General features: G+C 42.6%; 17 protein-coding genes. 6 read left to right on the top strand and 11 right to left on the bottom strand.

Annotated elements, in window-relative coordinates; all coding sequences use genetic code 11:
• Positions 1–32: 32 nt before the first annotated feature.
• Genes ACL6C3_RS14000 through ACL6C3_RS14010 form a run of 3 tightly spaced genes read right to left on the bottom strand, consistent with a single transcriptional unit; the run spans position 33 to position 2,160 of the window.
• A complete protein-coding gene (locus ACL6C3_RS14000) occupies positions 33–245 on the bottom strand; it encodes a PAS domain-containing protein (protein ID WP_413167806.1) in 213 nt (70 codons plus the stop codon).
• The gene (locus ACL6C3_RS14005) at positions 157–1,083 is read right to left on the bottom strand and encodes a DAHL domain-containing protein (protein WP_413167807.1); all 927 of its coding nucleotides are present in this window, start codon (positions 1,081–1,083) and stop codon (positions 157–159) included. The genes ACL6C3_RS14000 and ACL6C3_RS14005 overlap by 89 nt, the downstream gene beginning before the upstream one ends.
• A gap of 18 nt (positions 1,084–1,101) precedes the next feature.
• A complete protein-coding gene (locus ACL6C3_RS14010) occupies positions 1,102–2,160 on the bottom strand; it encodes a cytochrome-c peroxidase (protein ID WP_413167808.1) in 1,059 nt (352 codons plus the stop codon).
• 260 nt (positions 2,161–2,420) lie between these two features.
• Between ACL6C3_RS14010 and ACL6C3_RS14015 the strand changes: the two genes are divergently transcribed.
• The 3 genes from ACL6C3_RS14015 (at position 2,421) to ACL6C3_RS14025 (ending at position 4,858) form a co-directional block, all read left to right on the top strand.
• Positions 2,421–3,527 (top strand): response regulator, encoded by a 1,107-nt coding sequence (locus ACL6C3_RS14015; RefSeq protein ID WP_413167809.1) that lies wholly within the window; start codon positions 2,421–2,423, stop codon positions 3,525–3,527.
• Positions 3,528–3,596: 69 nt separating this feature from the next.
• Positions 3,597–4,268: a response regulator gene (locus ACL6C3_RS14020; protein WP_413167810.1), complete on the top strand. Its 672-nt coding sequence runs from the start codon at positions 3,597–3,599 to the stop codon at positions 4,266–4,268.
• Positions 4,269–4,624: 356 nt separating this feature from the next.
• Positions 4,625–4,858 carry a DUF4278 domain-containing protein gene (locus ACL6C3_RS14025; RefSeq protein WP_413167811.1) on the top strand — a complete coding sequence of 78 codons (234 nt, stop codon included), beginning with the start codon at positions 4,625–4,627 and terminating at the stop codon, positions 4,856–4,858.
• Between the two features lie 194 nt (positions 4,859–5,052).
• Here ACL6C3_RS14025 and ACL6C3_RS14030 read toward each other — a convergent pair whose 3' ends face one another.
• Positions 5,053–5,307 carry a hypothetical protein gene (locus ACL6C3_RS14030; protein ID WP_413167812.1) on the bottom strand — a complete coding sequence of 85 codons (255 nt, stop codon included), beginning with the start codon at positions 5,305–5,307 and terminating at the stop codon, positions 5,053–5,055.
• Positions 5,308–5,433: 126 nt separating this feature from the next.
• Between ACL6C3_RS14030 and ACL6C3_RS14035 the strand changes: the two genes are divergently transcribed.
• Positions 5,434–5,748: a hypothetical protein gene (locus ACL6C3_RS14035; RefSeq protein WP_413167813.1), complete on the top strand. Its 315-nt coding sequence runs from the start codon at positions 5,434–5,436 to the stop codon at positions 5,746–5,748.
• Positions 5,749–6,263: 515 nt separating this feature from the next.
• Here the strand turns inward: ACL6C3_RS14035 and ACL6C3_RS14040 are convergent.
• Positions 6,264–7,082 (bottom strand): hypothetical protein, encoded by an 819-nt coding sequence (locus tag ACL6C3_RS14040; protein ID WP_413167814.1) that lies wholly within the window; start codon positions 7,080–7,082, stop codon positions 6,264–6,266.
• 628 nt (positions 7,083–7,710) lie between these two features.
• On the opposite strand from ACL6C3_RS14040, the gene ACL6C3_RS14045 reads away from it, so the two are divergent.
• The gene (locus ACL6C3_RS14045; protein WP_413167815.1) at positions 7,711–8,739 is read left to right on the top strand and encodes a calcium-binding protein; all 1,029 of its coding nucleotides are present in this window, start codon (positions 7,711–7,713) and stop codon (positions 8,737–8,739) included.
• 14 nt (positions 8,740–8,753) lie between these two features.
• On the opposite strand, the gene ACL6C3_RS14050 is transcribed toward ACL6C3_RS14045, so the two are convergent.
• A complete protein-coding gene (locus ACL6C3_RS14050) occupies positions 8,754–8,921 on the bottom strand; it encodes a hypothetical protein (protein ID WP_413167816.1) in 168 nt (55 codons plus the stop codon).
• A gap of 600 nt (positions 8,922–9,521) precedes the next feature.
• Here ACL6C3_RS14050 and ACL6C3_RS14055 point away from each other — a divergent pair.
• A complete protein-coding gene (locus tag ACL6C3_RS14055) occupies positions 9,522–9,674 on the top strand; it encodes a hypothetical protein (protein WP_413167817.1) in 153 nt (50 codons plus the stop codon).
• A gap of 62 nt (positions 9,675–9,736) precedes the next feature.
• Here ACL6C3_RS14055 and ACL6C3_RS14060 read toward each other — a convergent pair whose 3' ends face one another.
• From ACL6C3_RS14060 to ACL6C3_RS14080, 5 genes are all read right to left on the bottom strand, one after another.
• Positions 9,737–11,887, bottom strand: a complete 2,151-nt coding sequence (locus tag ACL6C3_RS14060; RefSeq protein ID WP_413167818.1) for a S8 family peptidase — start codon at positions 11,885–11,887, stop codon at positions 9,737–9,739.
• Positions 11,888–11,971: 84 nt separating this feature from the next.
• Positions 11,972–12,130, bottom strand: a complete 159-nt coding sequence (locus ACL6C3_RS14065; protein WP_413167819.1) for a hypothetical protein — start codon at positions 12,128–12,130, stop codon at positions 11,972–11,974.
• Between the two features lie 33 nt (positions 12,131–12,163).
• Positions 12,164–13,384, bottom strand: a complete 1,221-nt coding sequence (locus tag ACL6C3_RS14070; protein ID WP_413168322.1) for an RNA-guided endonuclease InsQ/TnpB family protein — start codon at positions 13,382–13,384, stop codon at positions 12,164–12,166.
• Between the two features lie 86 nt (positions 13,385–13,470).
• A complete protein-coding gene (locus ACL6C3_RS14075; protein WP_413167820.1) occupies positions 13,471–13,671 on the bottom strand; it encodes a DUF5615 family PIN-like protein in 201 nt (66 codons plus the stop codon).
• Positions 13,652–13,882 carry a DUF433 domain-containing protein gene (locus ACL6C3_RS14080; protein ID WP_413167821.1) on the bottom strand — a complete coding sequence of 77 codons (231 nt, stop codon included), beginning with the start codon at positions 13,880–13,882 and terminating at the stop codon, positions 13,652–13,654. The genes ACL6C3_RS14075 and ACL6C3_RS14080 overlap by 20 nt, the downstream gene beginning before the upstream one ends.
• Between the last annotated feature and the right edge of the window lie 111 nt (positions 13,883–13,993).

Consider the following 13,993-nt stretch of genomic DNA (forward strand, 5'->3'; position numbering starts at 1 on the left):
GCCGGGTCTGAGCATTTTTGTAAAAATCATTTTTATTGCTTTACCCCCACGACCGCATTGCTGTCTGCGTAACCGAGCAGGTCAACAAAATAGGAATTGGCTTCGATAACCAGGTTATCACCCAGGCGCGTCCGAAAAATGCCCACCTGGGTATTGTCAAAAATATTGCGTAGTCGAGTTTCGCTTTGTTGTAACGCCCTGGCTGCGGTTTTCAGCTTGGAGATGATAGAGATAGCGATCGCCATCACCAGCAGCGTAGACAGGACGTAGAACCACAGACGGTAAAGGTTTGCCGACCCAATTGCCTGCAGAGCAAGCAATTTCGTAAGTTTTTGCCAGTTCCATTTCCTGCTGGCGGGTAGGCTTGGTCAAAATGGTTTCAATCAGATTGTCTGTCTCGGATCGATATTTTAAAATAATCTCAGCATGGGCAAGAACATTAGAAAGATCCTCATTGGCTGAAAATCGCAATTTCTCAAGATCTGTTGTTAAGTCGGGAATCTTTTCTTCATCGGTGGAAAGGTTAAAAAGTAAGATATTTTGAAGCAGGGTATTCAACTCGGCGGCGAGTTTAGGATTGACATCCGGTTGAGTGGAAAAATCCGCGATCGCGATCGGGAAATAAGTTAGGGAGTTCCTCAGAATCGAGTGTTTTGATTTAAACTGTTGAATTAGCGTATCTTTTTCTTGCCAGAGTTGAATATTGTCCCGTACCTGTGCGATTAATTTCTGTCGGACTGAACCCGTAAAACCCGGGGGTTGTTCTAAGATATCATGTAGTTCCAGAATTTTAGCCTGATGATTGACAATCGGGTCGTAATAATCGAGCAAACCCAACCGCAGTTGGAGTACATCTTGATTGACACGAGCATCAAGTTCTTGGAGTTGTCGTAGGGCATCGAGATAGCGATTGTGTTGGGATAAATTCACCGCCTGAGATTTCATCCAAAATAACAGAAATAGCACCGTTGCCCCGGTTGGAAGAAAATAGTCTTTAAACCAGGTTTTTCCTGTTCGTCTGTTGTCGGACCTCTCAACTGCTGATTGGGTTGTCGTCGGATGCCTGAAAGTGAACCAAGCCATTGATGCCTCCTGAAAGTTCTACCGAAGGGCGTTTTCACTCAAAGAACTCTCGGGATTTTCCCCGGTCAACGTCTGTAGAAATTGGGCGATTAATTGAATATGCTCTTGAGGAATTGGACGACCCAGTTGGTATTTCACCATAATTTTAATTGCTTGTTCTAGGGTTTCTGCATTTCCATCGTGAAAATAGGGTGGGGTGAGTGCCACATTTCGCAAACTCGGAACCCGAAACATAAAGCGATCTGCCTCTTCTTGGGTGACGTTAAATCGACCAAAATCTGCTTGGGTTAGATTGCCCCGATCTGCAAAATAGTCCCCAATCACCCCAAATTTTTGAAACATATTTCCCCCCACATTTACACCTTGATGGCAGCTAACACAACCGTAGGTTTTAAATAACCGATAACCCTCTTTTTCCTGAGATGATAAAGCTTGTCGATCTCCTCGCAGATATCGGTCAAAAGCTGCATTGGGAGTTGTTAGGGTTGATTCATAGGCAACCATCGCATCAATAACATTTGCTTGAGTAATTTCTGCATCGTAAATCTTAGCGAAGGCTTGGCGATATTCAGGCACAGCTTTTAGCTTTTGAATGACATCCGGCCATCGACCGCCCATTACATTGGGTGTTTGAATTAAGGCGTTGGTATGATCGGCTAGAGTATTAAATTCCCCATCCCAATTAAACCGAAAGTTGTAGGGAACATTAAATACAGTTGGCGCATTCACCGTACCCATCGCCCCATTGACACCGACAGAATAACGTTTGTTATCCGCCCCACCTGCTTGCAAATGATGACAGCTTGCACAGGAAATTTGTCCGTCACTGGATAAACGGGAATCTTGAAATAGTTTTTTCCCCAATGCAGACTTATTGAGGTCGATTTTAATCTCAAGCGGTAGCGGTTGTATGGGTTCATCGACCGGATCGAAGGCGGAGGTCTCCTCTGTGGTTAATACCGTACTTGGAGGTGACTGGAATTGCTGCCAACCCAGTGCTGTCAAAATTGCCAGAACGACCAGGGCAACTAGATAGAATTTGCGGAGTCCATGTCGATCGCCCGGAGAACTACTCATGGCAGTTTTGTTAACTTTTGACATTATTCCATTCAGTATATCCTATGATATTGAAGCGGTCAGTACGCCAAAGGGTTACTATTTGTAATTTATCCTGCCTGATTTTTCAAAATTTTATGTTTGATGTCGTACATTTGGCTCTGGCAGCGATTTAACCGCTTTATAAAGATCAACAATCGATAGGATTGCTATCGGGGTTTTTTTTCATTTTCATCTATATTGATCTACACTAAATCTATATCAAATGGGAGGCTTCGCCCATGAATCAGTCTGAGCAGTTCTTTGGAGATATTCTGTTAGTTGATGACAACCTAGATAATTTACGGGCGTTAACGGCCTTACTGCAACAGCAAGGGTATGAAATTCGAGGAGTCCCCACCGGGTCTGCGGCTTTGATGGGAGCAGAAGCCCAACCCCCAGATCTAATTTTGCTCGATATTAATATGCCCGGAATGAATGGCTATGAGGTCTGTCGCCGCCTCAAGGAAAACCCGAAAACTCAGCACATTCCGATTATCTTTATCAGCGCTTTAGATGAAGTGTTTGATAAAGTGAAAGCCTTTACAATTGGAGGTGTAGATTATATTACAAAGCCCTTTCAAATTGAAGAAGTTTTTGCCCGAATTGACAACCAACTCGCAATTCAACGGCTTCAAACTCAGCTTCGAGACCAGAATCAACGCTTACAAATTGCCGAAGCTGAACTGAGTCGTTCCCTCGATCAAGAGCGTTTGTTGAATGAAAAAATTGCTGAAATGACCAGCGTAGAAGAACGCAATCGCATTGCTCGTGATATTCACGATTCTCTCGGACACGCCCTGGTTGGTCTCAATATTCAGTTAGAAGCGGCTATAACCTTGTGGGCGACCAACTCCGAACAAGCTTATGAATCTTTAAAAGAGGCAAAAAAACTGGGCTGCGATGCCTTGACCTCGGTTAGAACTTCTGTAGCCGACATCCGCAGCCATCTTCTTCAGGGGGAACTTCTCGAACAAGCCTTAGAAAAATTAATCCAGGAATTTCAGTCGGCAACCCAGATTGTTCCTACAGTTGATCTCGATTTATCTTTCCCGTTTCCCAACGCGGTGAATGCTGTGGTGTATCGCATCGTGCAAGAAGGATTCACTAATATCTGCAAGCACGCTGAGGCTACTGCCGTTGGGGTTAACCTGCGAACTACAGCTAACAATTTGCAATTGAGCATAGAAGACAACGGTCGGGGGTTTTGTCAGCATCACAGTCAAGCGGGCTATGGGTTACAGGGAATGCGAGAACGGGTTGCCGCATTGGGCGGAAAGCTGGAAATTCAAAGCAATTCGGGGCAGGGATGTCGTATTGTTGCTCACTTTCCCCGGCTCATGTCGTGATCGATGAATAGGAGAAATAAAGATCGTTCAGAAGATAACTTTTTCAAACCTTAGAGTGGGTATATTCTAATGATTCGTTTACTGCTTGTAGAAGATCAAGAAATCGTTCGACGGGGTTTAAAGCTATTACTCGATACCCAATCTGATGTCGAGATTGTCGGAGAAGCCGAGAACGGTCAACAGGCTATTGATCAAATGCTGATGTTAGAGTCCAAAAAACAACTACCCGATGTGATTTTGATGGATCTCAAAATGCCAATTCTAGATGGAGTAGGGGCGACCGAAGCCATCACATCCCGATTTCCAGAAACAAAAATTGTTGTATTGACAACTTTTGAAGACACTCAGTTAGTCACTCAAGCGCTCAAGTATGGTGCAAAAGGTTATCTTCTTAAAGATACTCCTTTAGAAGAGTTGATGAATGTGATCCGCTCGATCGCGAAGGGTTACACCCAATTTGGCCCGGGTATTTTGGAGAAGATTATCGCCGAACAATCTGCGAGCCAGATCCAACAAGTACCTCAAGAACTCCCTCCTGGGTTTGACCAGTTGACTTCTAAAGAAAAAGAAGTATTGAGATTAGTTGCTCAAGGGGCTAGCAATAAAGAGATTGCCTCGACTTTGTTTCTGTCTGAAGGAACGGTACGCAACCATATTTCTAACATTTTAAGACGCTTAAATCTACGCGATCGCACTCAAGCTGCAATTGTTGCAAATACCTGCATTTCTTCTTTGGAGTAAAATCAAGCTTAAGTATTTCCACTTAACGGCTCGCACTATCGAGACAGGAAGGAGCCATAGCAGCACAAACTAAATTCATATCAATTTGTCAGGGATTAGCTATCCCTTTTCTATCACTCTCCGAGTCTGCTCAATTTATAATAGACTTTTGTTTATGACATTTGTCATTGCTTAAAATGACAATGATCGGATGCTGTAAAAATAATTTTATTCTAGAGTAGAAGTGTCGAAAGAAAAAACCAGATTTGATTCAATCTAAATCCAATATATTAATTGGTTTAGCTGTTAATTCTGGATTGTAAAATAACTCTTTTGACAACTTAATTATTTTGCACATTCATTATTGAGTTGATGTCATGCAACTAACATATCGGGGTATTCCCTATCAAAAATCAGAACTTCCAACTCAGGAACCTAGCTCTGAAACGGTCTACACTTATCGTAGCGTTACTTATCAGTACAAGCCCAAAAATTTATTGAGGACAGATGCACTAAAACCGGCCATTTTTAGCTATCGTGGCGTTAAATATACAACAAAAATAAAAGGATATAGAGAGACATCTCAATCTTATTTGAGTGAAACTATTTAACTCAACGAAAGCAAAAAAAACTGCGAGGCTCAATTTATCTGTCCCCAGAACTGCGATCGCGCCCCGAATTTGACCGCAAATGGCTCGAAGTTCTCAAGCTCAAATTTCAAGAGGGCTTGACCGATAAAGCAATCGCCAAAAAAATGAACGTCAGTTTCATCAGAAGTATTATTAGAATCAGTTCAGGAATGGCTTTACTTAGACAATCCAACTAAAGGATAAACTCTATGAACTCCATCGACAGGGATAATCTTCTGTATCATCGACTCCAGCTTCATCGACGTAAACCAGCCTCTGCGGAGCATACTGACTGATATACTTGAGAAACGACCCTCTCTGTTCTTCATTTCTTTCTCTATACCCATAGGTTTTTTTCTCGTAAAACCGATGCGCTTTAAAGCTTTCCCAATGGTAATTCGACTAATTTCTTCTGGCCATCGTTCAGCCATCTCTTGTTGATTTCTACCACCATACTAACTCCTTTATTATGCCCTAACTATCCCTTTCTTTGCTATATAAGTGTTGGTCGGATTGAACTTGAGAAAATTTTTACATCCAATTATTTTTTGAAAATCATGGTAGCAAAAATACAGATTCTAGCAACTGATACCCAATTCAAACAGCTTTTTGCCTTTATTGACGGGCAGGGCTATGACCACGTAGATTTTGATTTTTTTTACCTGAAAGATTGGCATTCGATCAACTATGAGAACTGCATTCAGTGTGGGATATGTAAATTTGGCTATTATATCCACTATTGGATGGACGAAACTACAATAGAATCGGAAGTTATAGAACTGGCAACTTTTGATGAGTTTCAGATTGCTTTCAAGTCTATCGCAACCGTTGATAGATTGTTGTTTGAAAAACATCGAGAAGCGTTGGCGTAGTTAAATACCAAAGTTTGGTAGACTATTTCCCTCAAACTCCACCCGGTACTAAAAAATCCGCCATATGGGTTCATTGTCCGCTCCAGGCGTAACGATAACGTGCTTGACAGTTTTCGGGTTTGGAATCGGACTCTATGTTTCTTCGCTCGCTTCGGATTTATTGTTGGGTTTCTAGGTGATTCAATAATTGATAATGGATAATGGATAATGGATAATGGATAATCGATAATTAATAATGGATAATGGAGAATGGATAATGGATAATTGATAATGGATAATTGATAATGGATAATGGATAATGGAGAATTGATAATGGATAATGGATAATGGAGAATTGATAATGGAGAATTGATAATGGAGAATTGATAATGGATAATTGATAATGGATAATGGAGAATTACCTCGACTGATAAAAAGATTTTTGTTCTGCGCGAATAAGAGATACTGTGGAGATTCAGCCAATAAAAAAGCCCCGGCAATGGGACCATCATTTGATTTCTTGATCAGGGTAAAACCTAGTTAGAAAAACGTCGCCGCAGCATACCAGCACCAATAATCCCCAAACCGATCAGGGTTGCATTTGTTGCGGGTTCGGGGACGGCTTGGGGAATCTCGACGGAGAATTCTATGGGAACTTCACCCACCAGAATACCGCTGAGATTACTGGGATTGAACGTGCTAGTTTCGATAAAACTGGCTTCACCGCCTGCACCCTCAAATACACCCTCGCCGCCAACAATAGTAACAGTACCCCGATTGTCGGCGATGCCTTCGGTGGGGCTAAAAATATTAAAAATGGCAAAAGTATCTGATAAACCCAACAATACATTATCGGTTTCGTCACCAGAATAAATATCCGAAAACTCCGGAGTTGGTAAATCCAAATTCAAGTCATTTGGATTGGCCCGAGTAATAATCAGTTGGCTGATGGGTATCGGTTCTCCGGTTACGGGATCGGGGGCGGACTCCAATGTTATCCCCAGACTGAAGCCGCTAGAAACCAAAGTAGTTAATCCAAACGGGGGATTGGATTCTTGACTCACACCGCCGCCGGATATGAATATGAAAGAGGGGTTTTCGATTAGCGAGGGGAAATCCTCCGGTAAGGCGGCTTGAAAATCAGGCGGTAACTCGTCGAGCAGCGGCGCTATGTTAACCGATTCCGGCGGCACGACATCGGGAAAGGCAATTTCGAGGGGGACAAAGTTGAATTCGGTGTCGTAAGTGATGCTAAAGTCAAAAGTTTCTGCCGTTGCTTTGGGGATATTTAGCCCGAAACTGGCTAACATAACAATTGCAGAAATAATTCCTGTAGTGTTCGGACGGAAGCTCATTTTTACTCCTTATAAAGTCAATAGAGTTTCAACACGCCGTCTTTAAAATAACTGCACATCTCCTCATCGATCTGATTTTCCGAAAGCTTTATCAAATCTTTACAAGACTCCTTCACAAAACTGGATAAAATGTAAAGCTCCAACCCCGATTCCAACTCCTAAATTTTTATAGAAAAATGCTCTCTACCCCAACGTAAAACCCCAACAGCGAAAACACAGCCCTTCAAAAATGAGCGTGAAAGCGGGTGTTTTGTGTTGAAAGGGTTCAACTACATTTGGGGAGTATGTCAATTGAGTCACCGGCCCTAAAAATTCACCCCGACGAAAAAAACTTAAATTAGTTTATTTATTCTTAAGGTTTGGCGACAGGTTGGCATCCGTTGTAAATCTTCAGCAAATCTTAAACAACTTGACCAGAAGCTTCGAGCATCAAAACTTAAGGATTCCCCCTGCTCTTTCAATATTCCCAACTACTGTTCCAACTGTAAAATCGAGCATTGGAATATTGAAAATTATAACAAGAAATATTTGTATTAGAAGAATTTGCAAGACTTGTATGTCAGTTGGATATATGTTAATGTTAACTTAAGCACTCATCTCAGCGATTAATTAATTAGGATAAGTCTTCATGTTTACACTATTATCAACATCTTTAACGGTAACTGAGAGCCAAATTGTTGCCGATAAAATTTCCAATTTTGTCATTGCCGAAGAAGATCAACCGATTGTTCAAGATTTCGCTTCTCTCATCGAAACAGATCAACTGGTTATTGAAGATTTCGCTTCTCTCATTGAGGATGATGGATACAATTACATTTACGGTGATGAATTTGATAATACGCTGCATGGCTTAGATATTTTTGATGTAATTGTTGCCGGGGCGGGTGAGGATATTGTTTATGGACATAAAGGCGACGATAAGCTGTACGGATTTGATGGTATAGGTTTACTTGAAAATCCACCCGGCTTTCTCGATGGTAATGATACCTTATATGGAGGAGAAGGAAACGATTGGATTTATGGAAGATCGGGAACAGACTATCTTTATGGTGAGGATGGAAGAGACCACTTAGACGGGGGTATTGGAGACGATTTACTTCGGGGTGGGGATGGCAATGACAATCTTTACGGCGGAGATCTAGGAGACGATTTTTTATTCGGAGGGGATGACGATGACAACCTTTACGGAGGGTCAGGTGATGATATCCTTCGCGGCGGTAATGGCAATGATACTCTTCATGGCGGCTCTGGGGACGATCACTATGTTGAAGGTGGGCCTGGTGCTGATGTTTATCTGTTTGGGCGTGGTGATTCTTCTTTTTCTGTCAATTTTGAAGGGACAGATAATATTATTGGTGATGTCACGGGGGAAGACAAAATCGGCTTAAGAAGATCTTCGTTTGCATTTATCAATACTAACTTTGATGTAGAAAGTGGCTTCGATAAATTAAGTAAAAACCATTTTGCTGTTGTTGATAACAACTCGGAAATCGAAACCCAAAGTGCATATATTGTTTACAACTCCGTTAGTGGCTCTCTATTTTATAATCAGAACGGGAGCGTTCCGGGTTTAGGTGCAGATGGAGGACATTTTGCTAGTCTTGAACCGGAGAAACACTCAGATCTTTCTAATACAGATTTTTTAATATTTGGTTAGAATTAGAGTTTCAACTAACTCTCAACCTCAGTGTCCCTCAAACGAGGACAAGTTGCAAGAGTTTCTTGATTTTCTAACTCAATTAATAATTCATTATCGGTAATAAAATGATATTTGGTGACTTTAAAGCCTTCAAAGTTAATAATTTTAGTAATAAAATAAAGTAGAGAGTTGAATGGCATTTTATTAACAACTCATTTTTACAGCTTCAGACCGATCTATTTAATACCACAAATTTACTCGTCAGTCAACCTTGAGTAAAGAGTTTAAGCCAATTCAATTTTAAATTGAATTGGTTTATAGGATTTTTTTTATTCTTAAATTGTCATAACCACTCTAGAAGAACCAGTTTTTTTACTTGCCAAGTAGATTGACTTGTGATTCAAATAAATATTGATGTTAAACAATACCGTCACGTTGCATAATGTTGTTGTCTATAAAGAGTGTCATTGGTTATCATTTTCAATTCATTGGTTTATTGGGTCGGGTTTGGGAAGTGTTGTGACCCAGAATTGTTTTTTTTGGAACTTAACCTATTCTATATCAATATTGCTCAATAAGTCAATGTCTGGGGTTGTCGATACAGTATTTTTAAATGATTTGTAAACAGTCAGAGGGTTGAAAGCTCTGTCCAGCAAAGATGTTAAGTTTACATCCCAAATGAGTTCTATATAAGTTTGGTAACGAAATTGATTTTAAGATGTGGTGCTACCCGTTCTATTAAGATAAAAACCGTGCAGTTTGTATGATTTATTAAAACTCTCAAACCCTACAATTGCTCAATGCTTTATACTAAAGTTCCCCGATGGATTTACACGGAAGTTCCGTTACGCTCGATGCAGTTCTGGTATTTAATGGTTAGTCAAAGCGATTGCGAAGCATGGCGACCACAGCAAGCCAATCGCACTGCAATTTCTGAAAGGTATTCGGGTTGAGACTGGAAGTTTGGTACTCCAATCAAATCTTCTCAACCCCCGAAGTTTATTCGACTGAATTCTTACTTTGCCTTCCTCACCGCAGCTTCAGCATTAACTAACCCCTTCCCAAAGAAATATTGTTCGGCAGAAACAGGTTCGGGTAGGGGAAAAATCCCCGATAAACGGTCTTGTTTTAAGGTTAATCCCACACTCTTTTGCAGACGATAACGATTCATTTCCGATTGAGATAAACTTAGTGAGTTATAACTAGCTGTCTCTCCGAGGATTGAAATTAAAGAATCTCTACTCAAACGAGGATTTACCCCTCGCATTAACGCCACTACTCCCGCCACCGTTGGCGCCGAAAAAGAGGTTCCCTGCACCTGCACATACCGTCCCAACGGATCGAGCGCCACCGCCCAGGACTTCTCCGCTTCTGGGATATCCTGCCAAAATCCTTGCACCCACGTTCCCCCTGTGGTTAAAATACCGCCATCGGGATTAAGTTCAGTTTCTCCGCCCGGTGCCATCACATCCAACCGTCCGCCATAACTGCTGTAGAAAGACCGTTTTCCCTCCAAATTCGTCGCTCCCACCGAAATCACCCCCGGAATAGCCGCCGGGAAAGACACTCCATCGAGTTTCTCATTCCCCGCAGACGCGACAATAACCAACTGAGGATGGGCGTCAATAATCCGAAAAACCTGATCGGCTAAAGCTTGATGGGGTAATACACTCCCCAAACTTAAGTTAATCACATCCACATCCCGTTCTGCTGCATAACCGATCGCCTCAATTAAACGAGCGGGGTTAATTTCCCCACCCAACCCAAACACCCGCACGGGTAACAATTTCGCTTTTGGGGCGACGCCCACCGCTCCCTGTCCGGCTTCCGGTTGGGCGAGAATGACTCCCGCAGACCAAGTACCGTGAAATTCTGACGCAATTTGACGGCGAATGCGATCGCGGACTTGCTCGGCAATTTCCGATTCTGATAAGCTAGAATTATGCCGCTTCAAAGAGTTGGCTAAACGTCCGTATTTTTCCAATAATTCCTCATCGGTGAGTTGAAAGGTACTTTGAAAGTGAGGTCGTATCAATTCGAGTTCGGCTTGGCTAATGCGGGTATCGGGGTCGCCCGGAACACAGCGTTTTGAGCGTTCAGAACAGGCCGCTGTTTTGCCGGTAAAATCCCAACCGTGGGTTTCTCCGGGGAGGGGGTTAGAAAGGTTAGAAACGGTGTATAAGTTCTCAACTAAGTCGGGATGATCCCACTGAATTAAACTATCCAATACCGCCACCACAACGCCTTCTCCGCCGTTGCTGTGCTTCCAGGCTTCCGTCGCCCGAATATCGGTGCGGGTGCGATAGCGACCCCGTTGGGCGGTGCTGTTGAGGTGCCAAGCGAGGGGTAACAGTTGACTTTGGTATTCGGCTTCTATTTTGGGAAGGGAAGCGATCGCCTCTTCCAAACGATTTCTATTCGTTGAAGGGGTCAAGTTAGAAGCAATATCTTCAACAGTATAACTGAGGGATTGAACAAAGTTTGGTGTGGCGGACTGGACTCCGGAAATACGGGCGAGTTGGTTGGCAACGTTGAGAATTTCGGTTCCCTGTTGAGTTTGAGAACGGATGAGATAATTGTTCGGTGCAAATTGTAGGGGTCGGATAATTTCTAGGTTGTAGCGGTTGAGTAAAGATTGAATGTTTCGGGTGGAAAAATCGGGGTCAAAACTGACTAAAATTTCGTTGGGAAGAATAACAGTTTGAGACTTTTCTTGTGAGTTTTGAGTGAGAGAAAGTACGGGTAAGGTATTCTCAACGTAGGACTGTTGACGAATTTGTTGGCTGAGAGTGTCGGGGCTGTTGGGGGGAACGGTGACAATGGCGTAACGTTCTCCGAGGGGTTGTACGTCTATTTTGACGGTGGGTGTACTGCTTCCCCGACTGCGAGAACCGCTACCGGAATTTTCTAGGTCTTGCTGAAGTTGCAAATAGAGGGGAATATTGGGGGTGTAACTGCGACTGCGTGAGGTGGAGGGTGGGGTTTCGCGGAAGGAAACGGCGATCGCATCGGGTCGTAAATTGAGGGGAATAGGTTGACCGTAAAAGGTGTAGTATAATTCGGTGTTGGCTTGGGCGGTAACGGTTTGGGAATTGAGGATATTGGGTACAATTGCAGCAGTCAGAAAGTATCCGGTTAGGGTCAGGCTAGAGAGTAACCGCTTCATTATTTTAGATCTCCTTGAATGTTCGGTCACTGACTCATATTTTTTGGGGTGTCGGACATATGCAGTGGGTTGAATGATTGACTGCTATTGACCGACCTCAATCACTTGACCGGGAGAAATCTGAGCTAAAATATTACGAACGTCTGGTATCAATGGAATTAAATTCGGAAGACGATTGCTAGAGGCGACCATTACAATTACTGCAACGCTGGATAATTGTAAGTTTTGTTGATACTTTGACATCCTCTCCATCGTTTACGGCGGAGATTCCAAACCTCACGATTTGGGTTTCCTCTTTCTACAAGTTGACTTACTTAATTGGGTTTCCCCATTCAAGCAGAGATCAGGCTCTCCGGAGGCGTTAATTTCCGTCTGCCCGACGGTATTTGCCAACTGTTTAAGTGCGGATTTGAGAATGTTTTTTGCTGCATTTTCGTCCCGGTCACTCATGTATCCGCAGCGGGAACATTTATGAGTTCTCGTGCTGAGAGTTTTTACAACTTTCTCACCACAATTTGAGCATTTTTGAGAAGTATATGCGGGTTCAACAGCAATAACTGGAACGCCATAAATTCTCCCAAAATACTCAAGCCATTCTCTGAATTTGTACCAAGCGGCATCGCTAATTGATTTGGCTAGATGATGGTTTTTAACCATGTTGCGAATCCGTAGGTTTTCAACCGCTACCAAGTCGTTAGACTGTATGACGTGTTGAGCTAATTTACAAACCCAATCATTACGCCTGCGTGAAACCTTGAGATGCGCTCTACCTAATAGATTCCTTGCTTTTTTACGATTTTGACTTCCTTTTTGAGTTCTCGATAATCGCCGTTGTAGCTTTTTAAGCTTGCGTTCATCCTTTCTCAAAAACCGAGGATTGTCTATCTGATTCCCAGAACAATCAGTGTAGAAATAATTTAAACCGACATCTAACCCTGTTTGTTTTTCTGTGAGTTCTTTTTTTTCCTCCCGTTCGTGGTCTATCAGAAATTGTGCATAATACCCGTCATGCCTTCTAATCACTCTAACCCGTTTAATTTGTTGGATTTGATAGAAGTGCAGGTTTCGACTTCCCCAAAGTTTAAATGTACCCGCTTGAAACTTGTCAGTGAAGGCTAAATAGCGCCTATCATCAGATAGTTTCCAACCTGATGTCTTGTACTCAACAGAAGCCCGAACTTGGTATTTTTTAAACCTTGGAAACCCCTTCTTACCTGGTATTTTTTGCCGACAATTCCGATAGAATCGTTCAATTGATGCCCATGCTCTCTCTGCGTGTGCTTGTCGTGCCATTGAGTTTAATTTGGACACCCAAGGAAACTCCCGATTGTCAGACAGTACCTTGCAGTGCTTATAGGCATCGTTGCGGCTTTTGACTTGACCATCTAACCATGCTCTGAAGACGCTGTTACGAACAAATCGGCCTGTCCGAATGGCTTCATCTAGCCTTCGATACTGGCTCTGTGTTCCTTTCAGTTTCATCTCGTAGATTAACATGATTATCGTCGTCGCTTGCGATAAGGACAAGTCTATCAGAACGCGGGGGAGTTTTGCAATCCCCTTCTCGCTATCCATCCCCGCCCTTAAACGACCTTGCTCTCCACTCGTCTCGGTAAATTTTGATCGGTTGTGAGTAAGATTGTAAAACCATTCTCAGCCATTAATTGAAGTAACTCACCATTCTTTGTACCTGACCAACCCATTTCAGTAACCGTTTGGATTTCATAGTCAGAAAGTTCGCGTTTCAAGGGTCGCGGAACACATTCATCCAACAGAATTTTCATGGGTGGTTAACATTTCTTGGGCGAGTTCGAGAAGTGCGATCGCTTGGGTCGGATTAACGCTGGGAAAATGGTCGAGAAATTCGTTGAGTGAATCTCCGGCTTTTAGGTAATCCAACAAAGTTTTAATCGGAACGCGAGTCCCCACAAAAACAGGGGTTCCACCGAGAATATCGGGATCTTTATCAATTACTTGAGAAATTGGTAGTATCATTACTCAATAGCCACTGCTAACCCTTTTAACTTTTGATTTCTGGGGGATAGAATGCTAGTATTGTATCATCTCATCAGCCAACGGCGATCGCACAACAACTATTCAACCCCC

This window comes from Capilliphycus salinus ALCB114379, assembly GCF_047276495.1.
GTDB classification, from domain to species: domain Bacteria; phylum Cyanobacteriota; class Cyanobacteriia; order Cyanobacteriales; family Microcoleaceae; genus Capilliphycus; species Capilliphycus salinus.

Coding starts and splice junctions, on each gene's coding strand:
- ACL6C3_RS14010 (WP_413167808.1), bottom strand. CDS start 2,160: ATGAGTAGTTCTCCGGGCGATCGACATGGACTCCGCAAATTCTATCTA.
- ACL6C3_RS14035 (WP_413167813.1), top strand. CDS start 5,434: ATGGTAGCAAAAATACAGATTCTAGCAACTGATACCCAATTCAAACAG.
- ACL6C3_RS14070 (WP_413168322.1), bottom strand. CDS start 13,384: ATGTTAATCTACGAGATGAAACTGAAAGGAACACAGAGCCAGTATCGA.
- ACL6C3_RS14080 (WP_413167821.1), bottom strand. CDS start 13,882: ATGATACTACCAATTTCTCAAGTAATTGATAAAGATCCCGATATTCTC.
- ACL6C3_RS14060 (WP_413167818.1), bottom strand. CDS start 11,887: ATGAAGCGGTTACTCTCTAGCCTGACCCTAACCGGATACTTTCTGACT.
- ACL6C3_RS14015 (WP_413167809.1), top strand. CDS start 2,421: ATGAATCAGTCTGAGCAGTTCTTTGGAGATATTCTGTTAGTTGATGAC.
- ACL6C3_RS14040 (WP_413167814.1), bottom strand. CDS start 7,082: ATGAGCTTCCGTCCGAACACTACAGGAATTATTTCTGCAATTGTTATG.
- ACL6C3_RS14000 (WP_413167806.1), bottom strand. CDS start 245: ATGGCGATCGCTATCTCTATCATCTCCAAGCTGAAAACCGCAGCCAGG.
- ACL6C3_RS14075 (WP_413167820.1), bottom strand. CDS start 13,671: ATGAAAATTCTGTTGGATGAATGTGTTCCGCGACCCTTGAAACGCGAA.
- ACL6C3_RS14065 (WP_413167819.1), bottom strand. CDS start 12,130: ATGTCAAAGTATCAACAAAACTTACAATTATCCAGCGTTGCAGTAATT.
- ACL6C3_RS14050 (WP_413167816.1), bottom strand. CDS start 8,921: ATGCCATTCAACTCTCTACTTTATTTTATTACTAAAATTATTAACTTT.
- ACL6C3_RS14055 (WP_413167817.1), top strand. CDS start 9,522: ATGCTTTATACTAAAGTTCCCCGATGGATTTACACGGAAGTTCCGTTA.
- ACL6C3_RS14030 (WP_413167812.1), bottom strand. CDS start 5,307: ATGGCTGAACGATGGCCAGAAGAAATTAGTCGAATTACCATTGGGAAA.
- ACL6C3_RS14020 (WP_413167810.1), top strand. CDS start 3,597: ATGATTCGTTTACTGCTTGTAGAAGATCAAGAAATCGTTCGACGGGGT.
- ACL6C3_RS14005 (WP_413167807.1), bottom strand. CDS start 1,083: ATGGCTTGGTTCACTTTCAGGCATCCGACGACAACCCAATCAGCAGTT.
- ACL6C3_RS14025 (WP_413167811.1), top strand. CDS start 4,625: ATGCAACTAACATATCGGGGTATTCCCTATCAAAAATCAGAACTTCCA.
- ACL6C3_RS14045 (WP_413167815.1), top strand. CDS start 7,711: ATGTTTACACTATTATCAACATCTTTAACGGTAACTGAGAGCCAAATT.